Source organism: Nocardia sp. NPDC050712 (assembly GCF_040654295.1).
In the GTDB taxonomy this organism is placed as follows: domain Bacteria; phylum Actinomycetota; class Actinomycetes; order Mycobacteriales; family Mycobacteriaceae; genus Nocardia.
The window spans coordinates 108,864-126,791 of sequence record NZ_JBFAHT010000005.1 but is presented as its reverse complement, the minus strand read 5'-3'; the positions used below and the strand labels follow the sequence as shown (position 1 = coordinate 126,791).

The window sequence follows — 17,928 nt, the reverse complement described above, 5'->3', positions numbered from 1 at the left end:
CACTTCAATGCATTCCGACCCGTTCGATAACAGACTCGACTACCGGTTTCTGCGCGTCACAACTTGCCGATGAGGTATCACCGACCGCAACGGCTCGCTTGCTGAATTCGGGCACGAACGTCATAGTCAGGGTTTTATCTTGCAACAGGATGGCGAGATTACAATCCCCGTCCCGTTCATACGTGGCGACAACCTTCTTATTGGCGACTTGAAATTCACGATCGGTGAATTCAGGGTGGATCCCACCTTCCGATGCCTCCCGCAAAACAATGCTCAGCCGCACCGTCTCCGATTCACCCTTAAATTTGCATCCGATGTAGCGATCTCCTGGGGTATCGGCATTGATCAAGGGCTCTGCAGTGAGCGTGCCCGGATTTTCTACGAGTGTCCCGAGTTGTCTGTGATCGACCAACCCGCACAGACCGATCGACCTCCAGTCTTTGACTGGATCCGGTAACAACGAACATCCCCTCAGGATCGCTATCGGTAGCAGGCAGACCCCGATGCATGCGATCGCACGGACAATTCCCAACTTGGTCATTCGAACCAACTTTCCGCAGCCTGGTTCTCCTCAACCCAAGTAACGGCGCCGCCGGCAAGACCTTGCGTGAGGGCACTTAGTTGCAGTGGCGCGTCAGGACCGGCGACCTGCGCCATTGCCATCGACAACGCCATGACCATGGTTCCCAGACCGCTGAGGTGCGCTAGAGCTGTAGCGAAGTACTCACCCATAGTTATCCCTCCAGTTGATCAAGCATGCTATGGCAGAGTAACAGTGACGCCAACACGGCAGTTCACCGAATCCTGTTGGCGCACTTACCTGCTCATGTCCGCAGCGCATCACAGAGGCTCAAACCCGAAGTCGGCCCATAATGTGTGGCTACCGGGACACTGCCGCAGGCATGTCACTCTGGCGGACGCGAACCTGAACGGGATGATCTACAACGACGACATCGAGTGGCAACGTTCACCCCACCCAATAGTTCAGACGCGGGAACGCATTCGTCAAACGATCACTCGCCGAACGCTGCCCCGAGTACGTCCAGTCGCCATTTCCGCCCGACGAGGCGTTCGGGATACCCAACGGAGAATTTCACCGTCCCCCAGCTGCCCACCAGCACCCGTAACGCCGACGTCCCGATACACGACCTCACAGCGACCTTGAAAGATCTGAAAGGAATGATCCAGCACCCCTGTGCCACAGCGCGATCCAGTCACCGACCGGATCTACGGCCTCACCAGGGCGCATACGCCGACTGAGGGCAAGTCGCACCGCCGCAGGCCTACCCCGCCCCTCATGACGGTCATATGACGAACATCGGATTAGAGGAACTGGTCGGTTTAGGCCTGCTTGCCTGGGATACGCCGTGTGGAGCAACCCATCGCGGTTTGCGGGGGTTGGGCAATTGGGGGAATGCATTCCCCTGCAATGCATTTGGAGTATGCCAATGGATAATTCCGGTAGATCTACCCACCACGGTACATCGGCCATCGGTGCCGTCCGCGGCAGATCCGTCCGCAGGCCCGGACAGCGGGCCGCGCGTATCGTAATGGGAGCGGTCATGACGCTTGTGGCCGCCGGAGGCGCGGTAGTACAAGCGCCCACGGCCTCGGCCGCCTTCGTATGCGGCCACTCGATAGGTGGAGCGATCGAAGGCAAATGGAACGAGAAGGGTGGACTGGGCGGACCACTGGGCTGCCCTACATCGGACGAGCTCGTGAACCCCGACGTCGACGGGCGACGCCAGCACTTCGGCGACCGCGGCCACATCTACTGGCGCAACTACACCGGCGCACACCCCATCTGGGGCACCATCGCCTGGTACTGGGGGAACGCGGGCTATGAACGCAGCATCTGGCGCTATCCGCGCACCGATGAATTCGCCGAGTTCAAAGACGGTTACTGGTTCTTCTGGCAGGACTTCGAATGCGGACGCATCGTGGCCAGTCAGGGATTCCCCGTCACCGACTACACCTGCGTGTAGCAGCCCCGCGCATCGCGACATCGAGCACTAGAAGGACACCATCTGTCATGACAGAGACCAGAATTTCAGCGAAGACCAAGCGGCGCACAGCAATCGCGGCCGCGGCCTGCCTGGCCGTTGTCGCCGTAGGCGCCGGCATCGCGACCACCAACCTCGCCGGTGCCGACCCCACGTCCAGCCAGACACCGACACCCGCACCGGTCGACCCGACAGACCAGCAGCCAGGGCCAGCGCTCGAGCGGCCCAGCGCTGCCGTGCTCGAAGGCGTGCTGGCGAAGGTGATGGACCCCTCCATACCCCAAGTCCAGAAGCGTGGCCTGGTCGAAGGCGAAGCCGATCCTCAGCTCGCCGACCCGAACCTGGCCAACCGGCCCGACGCGCCACGATTCACCTACCGGGTCCTGGAGGTCAAGGCCGGCGCCACCGATAAGCAGGTCACCGCCATCACCGCGGTGAGTCTCAAGGGCGTCGAGAACCCCCAGAAGGCCGACGTCCCGTTCGTGGCAGAAGACGGCGTCTGGAAGATCGACAAGAAATGGGCGTGCGCGGCCGTCGCGGTGGCAGGCAGGCCCTCCCCTTCCTGCTGACTATAACCTCATGAAGAGGTAGGTCCTCTCGAAGCGGGCCGGAGCGGTTGATCCGCCCCGGCCCGCTTCTGTTGCATATCAGAGAAGTTCAGAGCCACCAAGCCAGCGTGGCGTCGTGCGCCGGATCAGATCAAGTTCCTGCTCATCTACCAGTTTCATAGCCTCCTGCACGAGGTGTCGAGAATCGTCGAGTTTCCGCGCTTTCAGCCTGTCGGGTAGACCGCGGCGAGCAGCATCGGTGCGGTGTCCGGGAGGGTGAGCGCCACTGGCGTACAAGCACATACGAGAACCAGCGCACTGCGCGCGCGACTGAGTAAGGATTCCCGTGCGGCGCTCGGACTCCGCGCAGGACGAATACGACTGCTCCCCGCGGTCACGCTCGCACTGCTGGCCGGACTCACCGTCGCGGCCGCGGCCTACGGGTTCCTACGCTGGATCACCCGGTCGACGCGAGCAAAGCCGCCGCCGAGATCGACATCACCAAGGTGGCGTTGACCGGCGGCGCCGGCGTCGTGGCCCTGGTCATCGCCTACCGACGCCAACGCGACCTCGAACAGTCCCGGTTCGTCGAACGCTTCGGCGCCGCCACCGCCCAACTCGGCGCCACCGACGTCGCGGTCCGCATCGCCGGGGTCTACGCCATGGCCGGCGTCGCCGATGAATCCGACGGATCACGCCGCCAGCAATGCATCGACGTGCTGTGCGGATACCTCCGTCTGCCCTACGACGCCGAACACGGCACCAGCGGCCGCACCAAATTCGTCATCAAAACGCCTCGCATGGACCACGGGTGCGTACGCGGCGAGACAGAAGAACATATCGAGTACCGGCAGAACGACCGCGGAGTCCGTACTACCATTCTCCGCGTCATCGCCGATCATCTGCGCCCTATTGCCGAATACAGTTGGTCGGCAGTCGATTTCGACTTCCGAGATGCACATCGTATCTAGTGGTGTCCTCTACGAAGAGTGGGTGACCGTACGCCGGGTCTGGGGGTGGGGGTGTTCCGTATTCGAGCGGGGGTGCGGGATCACGCGCGACCTGCTCGCTATACGGGCCGAGCCCGTCGGGTCCGTCCCTAGGTCTTGCTTCAGGTCGCTTGTTGAATCTCGCCAGCCAACCCCAAATGCCCATCCGTAATGTTACGCCCGTCACAGGAGTTGCTGCGGCGCAGCGGTTCTCGGGTCAGGTCTCCTGCCCAGCGTACGACAACGGAAATTCCTCAGCGACCTTCAAACCCTGGCCTCGCCTTTGGCGCCATGAGCCACCCGCGGGCCTGAGTCAGACTGGGCGCGAAAAAGGAGATATTACAGCAATCGATTTTGTTCATCGGTCTTTTCTCCCAGAGTACCTACATAGCCATCTATTTCCGTTCGCACACCTGTACGCCGGTCGCTGCGTTAACCACGATGTCGAGATCGCGACCGGAGAAGCGTTCGCAGCGGGAATGGAAGCGCAGTCGCGGGTTGGCGTGGAGGAGCGAATGCGGCCTCGCAGCCAGACTGCTACAAGAGCACGCAGCCTTTCCAAGGGGCGTATTTCAGGCGCTAAAGACAGCTCGGCATCGACCTGAATCCTCTTAACCTCGGAGAACAGTCACCGACCATACGGTCCACCTTCCTCAGGTATTGATGACACAGCGCACGGATTTAGACAACCGGAATATGGTCTAAAATTCCGGCGGCATTCTCGTTATGTTCAAGTTGTCTCGAATCGTCCCGAAGTAATGTAATTCCTTGCTAAGCAAGGGAATTACACCAAAAAGCTTGACGGACCAGAGGTTCTTGATGGAATCACCGGTTCTGATATTCCGCAGATTTCTGGCTTCAGTCCGAACGACGTCGCCGGGCCAACCTAGCGACCCCAGTACTCAATCCTGATTTTCGGGGACCATATGGGGACCACACGCGATGCGCGGCTGCGAACGTCCCCAGGTCAGCCGCACCGAGATGGTACAGAGAAATCGGGTGTGACGTGCGAGAACAGTTAATGATCAGTCCTGGGGGTCAGGTGGTCGCGAGTTCAAATACTGTCGGCTTGCCGATCGCTGAAGGCGAGTTTGAGCGGTTATCAGCTTAAGTCTCCGACCGGGGGCGCGGCGAGGCCGTCGGAAGTAGGCTGCGGATGCCCCGGACTTGCCGCTCACGACTGCATGGGCCGAAACCTCTCTGGCCCAGCGCTTCCGACAGCGGAGCAATACCGAAGCCGAACACCGGCCGGCGGACGAGGGTCAGCACTGTTCGCGACGGTGCGCAGTTGCCGCAGTGCCGGGCCCGGAACGCACCAGCGGTATTCGCGTCGAGTGACCTCGGGCAGCACTCCCCCGCGTCAAACCTTCAATCGCTTACGGCACAGACACGGTTGCTGATCGATTGCTACGCCGCGAAACAGCCCGGTGTGTCCCGGCGGGACACGCCGGGACACACCGGGACATCCGACTTGACCCTTTCCAAGGCATCACCAAGTTTTGGGCCGGGACGGGCGGGGACAAAATGGGTCGCGCCGGGAACGGGATGCTCCCTAGAATCTGTACTCAGGCAGCGCGTTTGGGGCTGGCGAGGACCAGGAGGGGCGGGGCGGGACATCCCGCGAAATCGTGGAACTTGTCGCTGGTCCTAGCGGGTTCGAGTCCCGTCGCTCTGCCCAGGGGGCGATGAGTCTGGTGGCTCGGCCTGGCTGTAAACCAGGTGCTCACGCATGGCAGGTTCGATCCCTGCCGCCCCCACTGGCGGATCATCCGATTCGCCTCTGGCGCAGTTGCTCTGATGGTATGGGCATCCTGACTTTCACTCAGGAGGTCGTCGGTTCGATTCCGATCTGCGTCACGCCTGCTTAGTTCAAGGGGAGAATGCCTCTCTTACAAAGAGGAGACGGGAGTTCGAGTCTCTCAGCGGGTACTACGCGCTTGTAGCTCAGTTGGCAGAGCTCCGGTCTCTTAAACCGGATGTCGCAGGTTCGAACCCTGCCGGGCGCACGCTTTTATAGCTCAACCGTTTTCGACGATTTCGCGCAGCGCGCGGAATTCCGCGGCGAGGGCGTCGAGTGTGTAGTGGGCGTTGAGCCCGCTCGGATTGGGCAGAACCCATATCGCGGTGTCACCGATCCGCTCGGGTTGCGGGCCGACAGTGGTGCGTGGACGACCGAAAGCCGTGCGGTAGGCGCCGATACCGAGTACGGCCAGCACTCGGGGTTTGTACTGCTCGACCCGATCGACCAGGGCACGTCCGCCGGCGCGCAGTTCGTCGGCGGTCAGTTGATCGGCTTTGGCGGTCGTGCGCGCGGCCACGTTCGTGATTCCCATGCCCAGCCCGAGCAGTTCGCGCTGCTCGTCGGGCCGTAGCAGGCGTGGCGTGAAGCCGGATCGGTGCAATGCCGGCCAGAACCGGTTACCCGGGCGAGCGAAGTGATGTCCGGTGGCTCCGGACCACAGGCCCGGATTGATTCCGCAGAACAGCACCTGCAAGCCGGGCCCGATCACATCGGCGATACTCGCGTCCTGCGCCGCGGCCAGATCCGCGGGCGACGGCCGAGCTGACGAACCAGAACCCATTCCCTCAGTCTGCCGGTTGCGCGGCGGGCCCCTGCCCCAGGGTTACATCGAGGCGACGCGCAGGCCCAGGACGGCGATCGCGACGATCAAGCCGACGGCCGCCGGAAGGGTGTTCTTGTAGTCGGCGACCCGAAGGTGCGCCGCGACCGCGCCGACGAAGTAGGCAACGACACCGATGGCCGCCGCCACACCCAGCGGCGCCAACCACAGGCCGATCAGCAGCCCGGCCGCGCCGGCGATCTCGGCGGCAGCGAGCAGTGGGAGCGCGCGGGCGGAGACGCCGAGGGTCCCCATGCCCTCGACGATCTTCGGATCACGGACGAGCTTGGCGCGCGCCGAGGCGACGAGCATCAGGGACAGCAGAATACCGACGACGGCATAGGCGATGAACACGCGAGAATTCCAATCTTTGGCGATTTATCATCGTGGACGGTAGCAGATCGTTGAATATCTTCAACTATCCGCATCCTGCTACAGTCGAGGCCATGATGGAGGAGCGCCCCGGATGGGCGCTGGCGCTGTCCGGCCAGACCGCCGGCACGATGATCAAAAAGGCGCTGGCGGCCTACAGCCTCAAACCCGCCCACGGCCACGTGCTGACCCTGCTCGCCGAAAACGGGGCGATGAGCCAGCAGGCAATCCTGGAGGTCATCGGCACCGATCCCAGCGTCCTGGTCGCGATCCTGAACGACCTGGAGTCCGAGGGCCTGGCCGAGCGCCGCCGCAACCCGGCCGACCGCCGCCGCCACATCGTCGAGATCACTTCCGGCGGCACCGATTTCGTCGCCGCGATGGACCGGGCCGTCGCCGAGGTCGAGGCCGAACTCTTCGCCGACCTCACCGCGGACGAAATCACCGTCCTCTACGGCCTACTCGCCCGCGTCCGAGTCCCCGGCTCCGCCTGCGCCGGCGAGCACTGAGTAGAAACTGAATCGATCAGCGGATTCAGCGCCCGGTAGGTGGGCTACATCATGGCCCGTACGTGGCCCAGGACGTCGGGGTAGCTGCGCAGGTGCGCGCCACCGTTGAGGTCTACGGTGGAGCCGGTCATCCAGGCCGCCTTGCCGGAGGCCAGGAATGCCGCCATGTCGGCTACTTCCTCGGGTCGTCCGCTGCGGCCCAGCGGGGTGTTGGCCAGGTAGTCCTCGGTGAGGCCGGGGACGAGTGCGATACCGGCGACGAGCGGAGTGTCGACCAGGCCCGGGGAGATGGCGTTGACGCGCACCTGGCGTTCGGCCAGTTCCAGTGCGGCGACCTCGACGAGCTTGAGCACGCCCGCCTTGGCCGCGCAGTAGGCGCCCATGCCGGTGCCGGGCTGCCGCCCGTTCAGCGAGGCGATGCAGGTGATGCTGCCGCCGTCGGCGATTCGCTGACCGGCGTGCTTGAGGACCAGGAAGGTGCCGGTCAGGCAGACGTCGATGGTGAGCTGCCAGTTCGCGAGTTCCAGGTCGGTGAGGGGGCCGATCATGGACAGGCCCGCGCAACTCACCACGGCGTGCAGATTCTCCACGCCGGCGAATCCGGCCGCGACCGAGGCTTCGTCGGTGACGTCCATCGCGATACTCGAGGCGCTCGCACCGAGGGCGGCCGCGGCCGCGGCGGCGGCGGTCTCGTTGATGTCGGCGATGACGACGCGGAAGTCGTCGGCGGCGAGGGCATGCGCGGTGGCCAGGCCGATGCCCGATGCCCCGCCGATCACCAGGGCGGTGCGCGCTGTAGTCATGCCGCTCATGGTAGACACATTCTGAAGTATGTCTACAGCGCTTGGAAAGCGAGCCCGATGAGTGAGACGGACGCACCCACCGTCACCGACCGATTGCTCCTCGCTGCCCATGAGCTGCTGGCGCGCAAGGGAATCCGGGCGACGACGATGATCGAGATCGCCGCGGCGGCCGGTGTTTCGCGCGCGTGGCTCTATCGCCACTTCCCCGACAAGACCGCACTGCTCGGCGCGGCGATCGTCCGGCTCGACGACGCGTTCTGGCACGGAGCACGCGCCGAGCTCGACGAGCTCACCACGTTCGCCGAGCAGTTCGCGGCCGGTGTCCGGATCGGCCGCGGCGCGTACGCGGACCCGGGCGCACTGGCATTGCGACTGCGGATGGACGAGCCCGAGGAATTCGCGCTGTGTACCGGAGCGGGAGTCAGCGGCCTCGTCCCCTACCTGGCCGCCTTCTGGCGGCCCTATGTCGAGGCGGCCGCGACCGCGGGTGAGGTGCATCCCGGTCACGATCGCGCCGAGGTCGCCGAATGGGTTGCGCGCGTGCAAATCAGCCTCGGCACCACACCCGGTGACACCCTCGATGTGGACGATCACACGGCGGTCGTGCGGTATGTGCGCCGCTACCTGCTCCCCGGCCTGCGCGCCGACCCGTCGACCAGCTCCGAACACACCTGAGCGAAGACGCTACTCGCGGCTCGGCCCGGGACCGATCAACAGCGAGCGGGTCCAGGCCTCGATGACCCAGTCCCGGAAGCGCTCCGGCGTCCAACCCCGTTCACCGACGAGTAAGACCCAGTATTCGGTCGCGTTCATGCTCCAGAGAATGTCGGCGACTTCGTCATCGGACAGATCCGCGCGCAACTGCCCCGTACCGCGCAGATCCGCCGCGAACTCCCGCATATTGCGAGCGCGTCGATCACCGATCTCGGCCCAGACGCGGGCGCAGGACGCGTCGGTCGCCGCGGCATCGCGCAAGGCCAGGAAGATCGGGGCCAGCCGCTGCTGGATCGCGGCCAGCGCGTGGACATAGATCGCGATCTTGTCCTCGGCTCGCGGCGCCTCGCCGATCGCGCGCACATAATCCCGCTGCTGGGCCGGAATCACCTGATCCGTGCCGGAGAGCGCGGTCTCGACCAGCTCTCGCAGCAGGACCGGCTTGCGCCCGATCGAAGCGTAGACGGTATCGACGGAAACGCCTGCGTCCCTGGCGATCTCGCTCACGGTCGTGGCGGTGTAGCCGTTGCGCACGAACAGGCTCCGGGCGGCGTCGAGGATCGCATGACGCGTGTGTGCCGCCTGCGCGGCGCGCTGCGGCGCGTGGTAGCGGCGCTTTCCGTCCTTGACGTTGTCGTTCATCGAGGCCTACCCTACCCAATATTGATCCGAACTCGACTCGGATCAATTCTGAAGGGATACGGCCATGGTCTACGCCTACATTCAAGACGTCCCGATCGGCGAGGAGCTCTACCAGCGGATCATCGACGAGCTCGGTCCGGAACCACTCGCGGGCTCGCTCCTGCATCTGTGCGTGCGCCGTCCCGACGGCGGGCTGCGCTACATCGATGTCTGGGAATCCGAGGCGCACTGCGCCCGCGCCTTCGAAGAACGCATCCACCCCGCCGTCGACACCGCGTTCGCCGGCGCGCGCCCCGGCGAACCGACGGTCGAGCATCTGGATGTCGTGCACGCGACCGGCACGCTCATCGCCGCGCCGAACGCCTGACGAGCAACCCCGTGGGCGGCTACGGCGTGCAGTCCTGATCCGGGTCGGCCTCCCACCGCTGCCGGCCGGCGTTGCGGCGCGAAACCCCGGCTGCCAGAACACCACCCACCGCGCACCCGGCCAGCACCGCGACGTAGAACCGCTGCTCCCAGGGCGAGACCGCGATCCCGGATACCGACGCCGCCAGCAGCGCCGACCCGACCGCCCAGGACAGCGCGGCTGTTTGAAAGACCACGGATCTGTACCGTCTGAGCAGCCGGGACGCAACCATCACCACAACACCGGGATAGAACAACCACGCACCGATCAGGTACAGATGAGCCACGCCATCCACCTCAATGTGTTTGGAGTCCGCAATCTTTCCGCGAATTATGGACCACGTCCACGCGGCAATCAGAACGCCCCGTCGGAAAGCTCCATCAGATCGGCTCGCACCGAGGCCACCACCTGCCTGGCGGCGGCGAGGTCCGGCAGCACGGTGGTCACGAAGAAGTCGGCCACGGCGAGCTTGCCCGCATAGAATTCGCGCTCGGCGTCGGCGGGCTCGCCATCCAGGGCCGCGAGGGCGATCTCGGCCTGCTCGAGCAATCGCCACCCGATGAGCAGATCGCCGAACGCCATCAGGAATCGCACCGACCCGAGGCCGACTTTGTACAGCTCTTCCTGCCGCGCCTGGGCGGCCATGAGATAGGTGAAGAGACTTTCGGTCATCGCTTGGACATGTCCGAGTGCCGTCGCCAGACCGATCCGCAGCTCCGCCAGCCGCGGGTCCGCGGTGTCGGATTCCAGGAAGTCCGAGATCTTGGCCTGGAGGTGGGCCAGGGCGACGCCCTGGTCGCGGGCGATCTTGCGGAAGAAGAAGTCCATGGATTGGATCGCGGTCGTGCCCTCGTAGAGGGAGTCGATCTTCGAGTCGCGAATGTACTGCTCGATCGGATAGTCCTGGAGGAACCCGGAGCCGCCGAAGATCTGCAGCGACTCGGTCAGGTACTGGTAGGCCCGCTCGGAGCCGACGCCCTTCACCACCGGAAGCAGCAGATCGTTGACGCGCCGAGCCAATTCCGGGTCCGCGCCGGAGACCTGGGCGGCGCTGACCGGATCCTGGTGCGCGGCGGTGTAGAGGTAGAGCGCGCGCAGTCCCTCGGCGTAGGCCTTCTGCACCATCAAGCTGCGGCGCACATCGGGATGGCGGATGATCGCCACCCGCGGCGCGCTCTTGTCGGCCATCCGGGTCAGATCCGGGCCCTGGACGCGGGTCTTCGCGTAGTCCAGCGCGTTGAGGTATCCGGTGGACAGCGTCGAGATCGCTTTCGTGCCGACGGACATGCGCGCGTTCTCGATCACCTTGAACATCTGGGCGATTCCGCTGTGCACGTCACCGACCAGCCAGCCCTTGGCGGGGCAGCCGTGCCCGCCGAAGGTCAGCTCGCAGGTCGCGGAAACCTTGAGCCCCATCTTGTGCTCGACGTTGGTGACGAACACGCCGTTGCGGTCGCCGAGAGCTCCGGTGGCCGGGTCGAAATGGAACTTCGGCACGAAGAACAGGCTCAGTCCCTTGGTGCCCGGCCCGGCGCCCTCGGGGCGGGCGAGCACGAGGTGAAAGATGTTCTCCGCCAGGTCATCCGACTCGGCGCCGGTGATGAAGCGCTTGACGCCGTCGATATGCCAGCTGCCGTCTTCCTGCCGGCGCGCCGTCGTGCGGCCGGCGCCGACGTCGGAACCCGCGTCCGGTTCGGTGAGCACCATCGTCGCACCCCAGCGACGCTCGACCGCGAGCTCGGCCCACCGCTTCTGCTCGTCGTTGCCGACGCGGTAGAGCACGTCGGCCATCACCGGCCCCAGCATGTAGAAGAAGACGCCGGGGTTGGCGCCGAGCAGCAGTTCGTTGAGCGCCCAGGTCACCGGCCACGGGGCCGCGGTGCCACCGAGTTTCTCGTGCATTCCCAGCAGGAACCACTCCGAGTCCTGCCAGACCCGCACCGACTTCTTGAAGCTGTCCGGTATCGCGACCGAGTGGGTGGCCGGGTCGAAGATCGGCGGATGGCGGTCCGCGTCGGCGAACGATTCGGCCACCGGCCCTTCGGCCTGGCGCGCCGCTTCGGCGAGCATGGCGCGCACGGTGCCGGCGTCCAGGCCCCCGAAGTCACCGGAACCGAGGATCGCCTCGAGGCCGAGCACCTCGAACAGGTTGAACTCGAGATCGCGGACGTTGCTTCTGTAGTGACCCATGGGGACCTCTCGCTGTATAGACAAATAGTTGAGTATCAATTGGCACCTTAGCCAGGCAATCACCAGCTGTCGATATTGACCATAAACAATAATTTGATTAGACAACCTGCGTGTTATCCTCCGTGGATGTCGCTACGCAACGCGGTGCTGGCCGCGCTCCTGGAAGGGGAGGCGTCCGGATACGACCTGGCCAAGGACTTCGATGCCTCGGTGGCCAACTTCTGGATGTCCACGCCGCAGCAGCTGTACAAGGAACTCGAGAAGATGGCCGCCGACGGGCTCATCGAGACCCGGGTGGTCGAACAGGAGCGCCGCCCCAACAAGCGCCTGCACGCCCTCACCGCGGCCGGGCACGCCGCACTGCACGAGTTCATCGCCGAGCCGGTCAAGCCGACCGCCATCCGCGACGAGATGATGGTGAAGGTGCAGGGCATGAGCCGCGCGGACGGTCCCGCCGCCCGGGCGGCGATCACCGAGCGGATGAAATGGTCGAAGGCGAAACTGGCCCGCTACGAACGCCTGCGCTCCCGGCTCCTGGACGGGCGCAGCGAACCGGCCTACCTGGCCGAGGCGGAGCGGATCGGCCCGTATCTCACGCTGCTGCGCGGCATCGCCTTCGAGCAGGAGAATCTCCGCTGGAGCGACTTCGCGCTCGCGGCCATCGACCGGCATGCCGCCGCCCGCGCCGAGGGCGGTAACCAGTCCGGATGACAGCATCCGAGCGGCGCCGCCGGCGGTAGCTACCCTGTCGGAGTGACGATCACTGTGCTGCCCTTCGGTTCCTGGCCGACCTCGATCACCTCCGAGAGCGTCGTCAGCGCCGCGGTGCGCCTCGGCGAGGTGCGGGTGGACGGTACCGAGGTCTACTGGTCGGAGGGTCGTCCCACCGAGGGCGGCCGGACGCAGATCGTGCGTTGCGCACCCGACGGAACGCGTACCGATCTGCTGCCCGAGGGCATCAACGCCCGGACGGCGGTGCACGAATACGGCGGCGCCGCGTGGTGGGTGCGCGACGGGGTGCTCTTCGTGGTCAATTGGGACGATCAGCGGCTGTACCGGATCGGGCGCGACGGGGAGTCGATCGCCTTGACTCCCGAGCCGGCTGTGGCACGCGGTGATCGCTACGGCGACGGCGCTTTCGGTCCGGACGGTGCGACCGTCGTGGCGATCCGGGAGCACCATCCGGCCGGCGGGCGCGGCGCGGTCGATGTGCGCAACGAGATCGTGCGGCTGTCGGCCGATCGTCCGGCACAGCCGGAGGTCCTGGTCAGCGGCCCCGATTTCGTCGTCGCACCGCGATTGAGCCCGGACGGCGCGCTGCTCGCCGTCGTCACCTGGGACCACCCGTCCATGCCGTGGGACGACACCGTGCTGCGCGTGCGCGACCTGGCGACCGGCGCCGACACCGTCGTGGCCGGCGGCCCGGGTGAGTCGGTACAGGAACCGCGGTGGCAGGACGACGGCTCGCTGCTGTTCCTGTCCGACCGCAACGGGTGGTGGAACCTCTACAAGTGGTCCCCCGGAGGGCCGGTCGCGGCGGTCATCGAGATCGAAGCCGAAATCGGTATGCCCGCATGGCAACTGGGTTCGGCGCGCTACGCCGTGCTCGCCGACGACAGCATCGTGTTCGCCCGGTGGCGCGACGGCTACGACGGTCTCGCGGTGCGCCGCCCGGACGGGTCGGTGACCGAACTGGACCTGCCCTACTCCGCCGTCACCGCGGTCGAACGGGCAGGCGAGAACGCGGTAGTCGTGGTGGCGGGCACACCCACCGCGGAACTCGGGGTCTATCGCCTCACCTTCGCGGACACCGACGTCGAGGTCGAAACCCTGCGTGCGCCACGCGATCTCGGTCTCGAGACCACCGATATCTCGATCCCGGAGCCGATCTCGTTCCCCTCGACCGATCGCGCGGGCGCACCCCGCACCGGACACGCGCTGTTCTACCCGCCCGCGAGCAGTCGATACCGCGGGCCCGCGGGCGAACTGCCGCCACTGCTGGTCATGATCCACGGCGGTCCTACCGCCCAGGCGCTGCCGCTGCTCGCCTCGAGTACCCAGTACTGGACCAGTCGCGGGTTCGCCGTCGTGGACGTCAATTACGGTGGCTCCACCGGTTACGGCCGCGCCTATCGTGAACTCCTGCAAGATGCCTGGGGTGTGGTCGACGTGGCCGACTGCATCGCGGCCGCCCGTTGGCTGGCGGACAACGAGCGCGCCGATCCGCGCCGGCTCGCCATCCGCGGCGGCTCGGCGGGCGGTTACACCACCCTGGCCGCGCTGGCCCGCACCGATTCACCGTTCTCGGCGGGCGCCGACCACTACGGCGTCGCCGACCTCGAGGCCCTCGCCGCCGAAACCCACAAGTTCGAGAGCCGCTACCTGGACGGCCTCATCGGCGCCTACCCCGCCGAGCGCGAGCTCTACCGGCAGCGGTCACCGATCCACCGGGTCGAGCAGTTCCGCAGTCCGCTGATCGTCTTGCAGGGCAGTGAAGACGCCGTGGTGCCGCCGAACCAATCACAGATGATCGTGGACGCGTTGCGTAAGCGCGGGATCCCGGTCGCCTACCTCCTCTTCGAAGGCGAACAGCACGGTTTCCGGCGGGCCGAGAACATCCGCCGGGCATTGGACTCCGAATTGAGCTTCTACGCGCAGATATTCGGATTCGGCCTGCCGGCGGCCGAAGGCATCGAGACGGTCACCGTCGAGAACCTCTCGAACTGACCGGATTGCGCCGCCGGGCGATTCTCCCCTCCCTTCGGCGCGCCGACGAACCAGCGCGACCCTCGGCCACTACCGTTGTGCTCCACCGCGAAAGGAGCACGGGTACACGCATCAGTTGGTAGGTCATACGGTCCCATCGGGCCGCTGACGAATTGTCTTCCGAGACTCTCGACTTGAAGGAGTCGAGCACGAGGCGCGTGTACCCCGCAATGGTGTAACACCATATCGCCGCGGTTGTGATCGCCGAGTCCCTCGACATGCCGGGCTCCGAGCGCCGCTCGGTCGGTCCCAGCATGCGAGGATGCCCTGCCGCGGCGCGTGTCCGCATCCGCTGCCGGGTGCCTTTTTTCGCAGGCCTGAATGTCGTTCGTCCAGTGTGGCTAGAGCTGATTCGGGAGGTCGAAGGTCGATGAGTTACGAACAATTATCGGAGCGTCCGTCGACGCTGGCGGATATCTTGGTGCGCCGCGCTGCCGAACAACCCGGGCAGGCGGGTTACACGTTCATCGACGGTCACGGTGACCGCGAATTCGAGGATTACGCACGCCTACTGGAGCGGGTGGCCGGATTGGCGGCTCGAGTGCGGGAAATCAGCGCGCCGGGTGATCGAATCCTGCTGCTCTGTCCCCCGAGCCTGGATATGGTGCACGCCTTCTTCGCCTGTCTGCTGACCCGGCGCGTCGCCGTGCCCTTGTATGTGCCGACCTCGCAACGACATTCCGAGACCGTGGCGGCGATCACCCGCGACAGCGGCGCCGTGGCCGTCATCGCGCCGCGATCGGCCGCGGCGGTGGCGCGCGACCTGCTCGGCTGGTCGGACGAGCAGATCATCGACAGCGCGGACACCGAACGCGGTGCGTCCTCGCCACTGCTCGACGAGGCGCTCCCCCAGGCCGACGACATAGCCCACCTGCAGTACACCTCGGGTTCGACCGGCTCCCCGAAGGGTGTGGTGGTGCGCCACCGCAACATCATGGACAACCTCGAGTGCCTGCGGCGCGCCCTCGGGCACAGCGAAAGCACCTCGGCCATCCATTGGCTGCCGCCGTCGCACGACATGGGCCTGATCCTGGGCATTCTCTCGCCGTTGTTCGTCGGGTACCCGGTGACGCTCATGGCGCCGGAGACGTTCCTGCGTAAACCGCTGCTCTGGTTGCGCGAGATCTCGCAGCACACGAATACCACTGCGGGCGGGCCGAATCTGGCCTACGGCATTTGCGCCGAGCGGGTATCGGCCGCCGAGGCCGAACAGCTGGATCTGTCGCAATGGAACGTCGCGTTCGTCGGGGCCGAACCGGTCAATCCGACTGTCCTGGAAACGTTTGCCGAGAAATTCGCCGCCAGCGGATTTCGCCGGGAGAGCTTCTTTCCGGGTTACGGGCTCGCCGAAGCCACGTTGTATGTGAGTGGCGGACCCGCCGGCTCGGGGCTGCGCACCTGTTCGTTCTCGAGCGCGGATCTGGAAACGGGCCTCGTCGTGGAAAAGCCGGATGGCCGGGAACTGGTCGATTACGGTCCGGTTCAGGCGGGGGCCGCGGCGATCGTCGATCCCGCGACCATGCGGCGCGTGGAACCCGGGCGGGTCGGCGAAATCTGGCTCAGCGGAGCGAGTATCGCTTCGGGTTATTGGAACAAGCCCGAGGAGAGCACGCGAACTTTCGCGGCGGAGATCGCGGCGGAGAGCGGTACCTCCTATCTGCGGACCGGCGATCTCGGATTCACGGTGGACGATCATCTCTTCATTTGCGGGCGTCTCAAAGAAGTCATGATCATCAATGGGCGCAATCTGTTCCCGCAGGATGTCGAATGGACCATCGAATCCACGCATCCCACTCTGCGCCGCGGCGGTTGTGCCGCGTTGTCGATCGAGATAGCCGGCGAAGAACGTCTGGTCGTCGTGCAGGAGCTCGATGCGGACAATACCGAAGACAGTGCCGCGCTGGAGGAATCGATCCGGTCCGCCATCAGTCGCGACCATGCCGTGGCCCTGTATCGGGTGATATTCGTCGGCCGGGGCCAGGTGCTGAAAACGACCAGCGGCAAGATCCGCCGATCGCACCTCCGTCACTTGTACGCCAACGAATTCGAATCGAGGGCCATATGAGCGAGTCGCAGCACCATGCCGAGACCACGACCCTCTTTCTGGAATGGGCGAAGCAGCGGCTGGGACTCGAGTCCGTCGACCCGCGCACCCCGCTCACCGCGCTCGGCCTGGACTCGGTCAAGGCCGCCGAGCTGCTGACCCTGCTCGAAGACCGGTACGGCATCGAACTCTCCGCCGAGGACATCTACGCCGGCATCTGCGTCGCCGATCTGGTCGAGGCGGTCGCCGGGCACCGCGACCCCGGTACCAGTCTCGAGTTCGGCCTGTTCTTCTTCGCCAGCGACGCGCAGCACGCCGAGTCGCAGCGCTACCGGCTGCTGTTCGACAGCGCCCGCTTCGCCGACGCGCACGGCTTCAGCTCGATCTGGCTGCCGGAACGCCATTTCCACAAGTTCGGCGGCCTGTATCCGAATCCCGCGGTGCTGGCGGCGGGCCTGGCCGCGATCACGCAGCGGGTGCGGATCCGGGCGGGCAGTGTGGTGCTGCCGCTGCACAACCCCGTGCGGGTCGCCGAGGACTGGTCGGTGGTCGACAATCTGTCGGACGGCCGCGTGGACGTCGCGTTCGCCACCGGCTGGAACCCGGATGACTTCGTGCTGGCGCCGGACAATTACCAATCCCGGGTCGACGTCACACGAGCCGGGATGGCCAGTGTGCAGCAGCTGTGGCGCGGTGAGTCGGTCTCGCTGCCGAACGGTGTGGGCGAAGCGCGGTCGGTGCGCATCTTCCCTGCCCCGATCCAGCCCGACCTGGCCACCTGGGTGACCTGTAGCGGTGGCATCGAGCGCTTCGAGATGGCCGGTGAACTCGGCGCGAATGTGCTGACCGCCCTGCTCTTCCAGAGCGTGGACGAACTCGCGGACAAGATCACCGCCTATCGCAAGGCGCGGGAGAACCACGGTCACGACCCCGGCGCCGGGAAGGTCACGGTCATGCTGCACACCTTCGTCGGCGCCGACGAGGCCGCGGTGCGGCAGACGGTGCGGGGACCGTTCAAGAGCTACCTCGCGGATTCGGTCGATCTGTGGCGCCGGGGCGCGGAGGCCCTCGACACCTTGGACGATCGGTCGCGAAACAAGGTGCTGGACTTCGCCTTCGAGCGGTACTACCGCAGCAACGGACTCTTCGGCACCCCGGATTCGGCGCTGCCGATGGTCGAAAGCCTGCACCGCGCGGGCGCCGGCGAGATCGCCTGCCTGATCGACTTCGGGGTGGCCACCCCGACCGTGCTCGACGGTCTCCAATCGCTGGCCACCCTCGCGGACAAAGCACGTTCTCTTTGAGTTTCGGATCTTCAGGA

The 17,928-nt window shown here is 65.5% G+C and carries 18 protein-coding genes and 4 tRNA genes; 14 read left to right on the top strand and 8 right to left on the bottom strand.

What is annotated here, in order from left to right:
- Nucleotides 1-4 precede the first annotated feature (4 nt).
- The gene (locus tag AB0H76_RS33345) at nt 5-541 is read right to left on the bottom strand and encodes a hypothetical protein (protein ID WP_357331049.1); all 537 of its coding nucleotides are present in this window, start codon (nt 539-541) and stop codon (nt 5-7) included.
- Nucleotides 538-732 (bottom strand): hypothetical protein, encoded by a 195-nt coding sequence (locus tag AB0H76_RS33340; RefSeq protein ID WP_357331048.1) that lies wholly within the window; start codon nt 730-732, stop codon nt 538-540. Before AB0H76_RS33340 ends, AB0H76_RS33345 begins: the two co-directional genes overlap by 4 nt.
- A gap of 710 nt (nt 733-1,442) precedes the next feature.
- On the opposite strand from AB0H76_RS33340, the gene AB0H76_RS33335 reads away from it, so the two are divergent.
- From AB0H76_RS33335 to AB0H76_RS33305, 7 genes are all read left to right on the top strand, one after another.
- Nucleotides 1,443-1,985 (top strand): hypothetical protein, encoded by a 543-nt coding sequence (locus AB0H76_RS33335; protein ID WP_357331047.1) that lies wholly within the window; start codon nt 1,443-1,445, stop codon nt 1,983-1,985.
- 47 nt (nt 1,986-2,032) lie between these two features.
- A complete protein-coding gene (locus tag AB0H76_RS33330) occupies nt 2,033-2,572 on the top strand; it encodes a hypothetical protein (RefSeq protein ID WP_357331046.1) in 540 nt (179 codons plus the stop codon).
- Nucleotides 2,573-3,057: 485 nt separating this feature from the next.
- Nucleotides 3,058-3,522: a hypothetical protein gene (locus tag AB0H76_RS33325; RefSeq protein WP_357331045.1), complete on the top strand. Its 465-nt coding sequence runs from the start codon at nt 3,058-3,060 to the stop codon at nt 3,520-3,522.
- A gap of 1,696 nt (nt 3,523-5,218) precedes the next feature.
- Nucleotides 5,219-5,297 (top strand) — tRNA-Tyr (locus tag AB0H76_RS33320).
- Nucleotides 5,298-5,322: 25 nt separating this feature from the next.
- Nucleotides 5,323-5,397, top strand: a tRNA-Glu gene (locus AB0H76_RS33315).
- Nucleotide 5,398: 1 nt separating this feature from the next.
- Nucleotides 5,399-5,469, top strand: a tRNA-Val gene (locus AB0H76_RS33310).
- Nucleotides 5,470-5,473: 4 nt separating this feature from the next.
- Nucleotides 5,474-5,546 (top strand) — tRNA-Lys (locus AB0H76_RS33305).
- A gap of 12 nt (nt 5,547-5,558) precedes the next feature.
- Here AB0H76_RS33305 and mug read toward each other — a convergent pair.
- Together mug and AB0H76_RS33295 are read right to left on the bottom strand one after the other, a co-directional pair.
- Nucleotides 5,559-6,122, bottom strand: coding sequence for a G/U mismatch-specific DNA glycosylase (gene mug / locus AB0H76_RS33300; protein ID WP_357331044.1), 564 nt, complete (start codon nt 6,120-6,122; stop codon nt 5,559-5,561).
- Nucleotides 6,123-6,164: 42 nt separating this feature from the next.
- Complete coding sequence (locus tag AB0H76_RS33295; RefSeq protein ID WP_357331043.1) at nt 6,165-6,515, bottom strand: DoxX family protein; 351 nt, start codon at nt 6,513-6,515, stop codon at nt 6,165-6,167.
- Nucleotides 6,516-6,607: 92 nt separating this feature from the next.
- Between AB0H76_RS33295 and AB0H76_RS33290 the strand changes: the two genes are divergently transcribed.
- Nucleotides 6,608-7,042, top strand: a complete 435-nt coding sequence (locus AB0H76_RS33290) for a MarR family transcriptional regulator (protein ID WP_357331042.1) — start codon at nt 6,608-6,610, stop codon at nt 7,040-7,042.
- 44 nt (nt 7,043-7,086) lie between these two features.
- Here AB0H76_RS33290 and AB0H76_RS33285 read toward each other — a convergent pair whose 3' ends face one another.
- On the bottom strand, nt 7,087-7,854 hold the full coding sequence (locus tag AB0H76_RS33285) for an SDR family NAD(P)-dependent oxidoreductase (RefSeq protein ID WP_357331041.1): 768 nt from the start codon (nt 7,852-7,854) through the stop codon (nt 7,087-7,089).
- 48 nt (nt 7,855-7,902) lie between these two features.
- On the opposite strand from AB0H76_RS33285, the gene AB0H76_RS33280 reads away from it, so the two are divergent.
- Nucleotides 7,903-8,520, top strand: coding sequence for a helix-turn-helix domain-containing protein (locus AB0H76_RS33280; RefSeq protein WP_357331040.1), 618 nt, complete (start codon nt 7,903-7,905; stop codon nt 8,518-8,520).
- Between the two features lie 9 nt (nt 8,521-8,529).
- On the opposite strand, the gene AB0H76_RS33275 is transcribed toward AB0H76_RS33280, so the two are convergent.
- Nucleotides 8,530-9,201 (bottom strand): helix-turn-helix domain-containing protein, encoded by a 672-nt coding sequence (locus AB0H76_RS33275; RefSeq protein WP_357331039.1) that lies wholly within the window; start codon nt 9,199-9,201, stop codon nt 8,530-8,532.
- A 64-nt stretch (nt 9,202-9,265) separates the two neighbouring features.
- On the opposite strand from AB0H76_RS33275, the gene AB0H76_RS33270 reads away from it, so the two are divergent.
- Nucleotides 9,266-9,568, top strand: coding sequence for a hypothetical protein (locus tag AB0H76_RS33270; RefSeq protein ID WP_357331038.1), 303 nt, complete (start codon nt 9,266-9,268; stop codon nt 9,566-9,568).
- Between the two features lie 19 nt (nt 9,569-9,587).
- On the opposite strand, the gene AB0H76_RS33265 is transcribed toward AB0H76_RS33270, so the two are convergent.
- Nucleotides 9,588-9,803: a hypothetical protein gene (locus AB0H76_RS33265; RefSeq protein WP_357331037.1), complete on the bottom strand. Its 216-nt coding sequence runs from the start codon at nt 9,801-9,803 to the stop codon at nt 9,588-9,590.
- A 158-nt stretch (nt 9,804-9,961) separates the two neighbouring features.
- Complete coding sequence (locus AB0H76_RS33260; protein ID WP_357331036.1) at nt 9,962-11,797, bottom strand: acyl-CoA dehydrogenase; 1,836 nt, start codon at nt 11,795-11,797, stop codon at nt 9,962-9,964.
- A 126-nt stretch (nt 11,798-11,923) separates the two neighbouring features.
- Between AB0H76_RS33260 and AB0H76_RS33255 the strand changes: the two genes are divergently transcribed.
- The 4 genes from AB0H76_RS33255 to AB0H76_RS33240 all read left to right on the top strand — a co-directional run bounded on the left by AB0H76_RS33255 (nt 11,924) and on the right by AB0H76_RS33240 (nt 17,911).
- Nucleotides 11,924-12,508 (top strand): PadR family transcriptional regulator, encoded by a 585-nt coding sequence (locus tag AB0H76_RS33255; protein ID WP_357331035.1) that lies wholly within the window; start codon nt 11,924-11,926, stop codon nt 12,506-12,508.
- Nucleotides 12,509-12,550: 42 nt separating this feature from the next.
- Nucleotides 12,551-14,524: a S9 family peptidase gene (locus tag AB0H76_RS33250; RefSeq protein WP_357331034.1), complete on the top strand. Its 1,974-nt coding sequence runs from the start codon at nt 12,551-12,553 to the stop codon at nt 14,522-14,524.
- A gap of 301 nt (nt 14,525-14,825) precedes the next feature.
- Nucleotides 14,826-16,628 (top strand): fatty acyl-AMP ligase, encoded by a 1,803-nt coding sequence (locus AB0H76_RS33245; RefSeq protein WP_357331033.1) that lies wholly within the window; start codon nt 14,826-14,828, stop codon nt 16,626-16,628.
- Nucleotides 16,625-17,911, top strand: a complete 1,287-nt coding sequence (locus tag AB0H76_RS33240) for a MupA/Atu3671 family FMN-dependent luciferase-like monooxygenase (RefSeq protein WP_357331032.1) — start codon at nt 16,625-16,627, stop codon at nt 17,909-17,911. Before AB0H76_RS33245 ends, AB0H76_RS33240 begins: the two co-directional genes overlap by 4 nt.
- Nucleotides 17,912-17,928 lie beyond the last annotated feature (17 nt).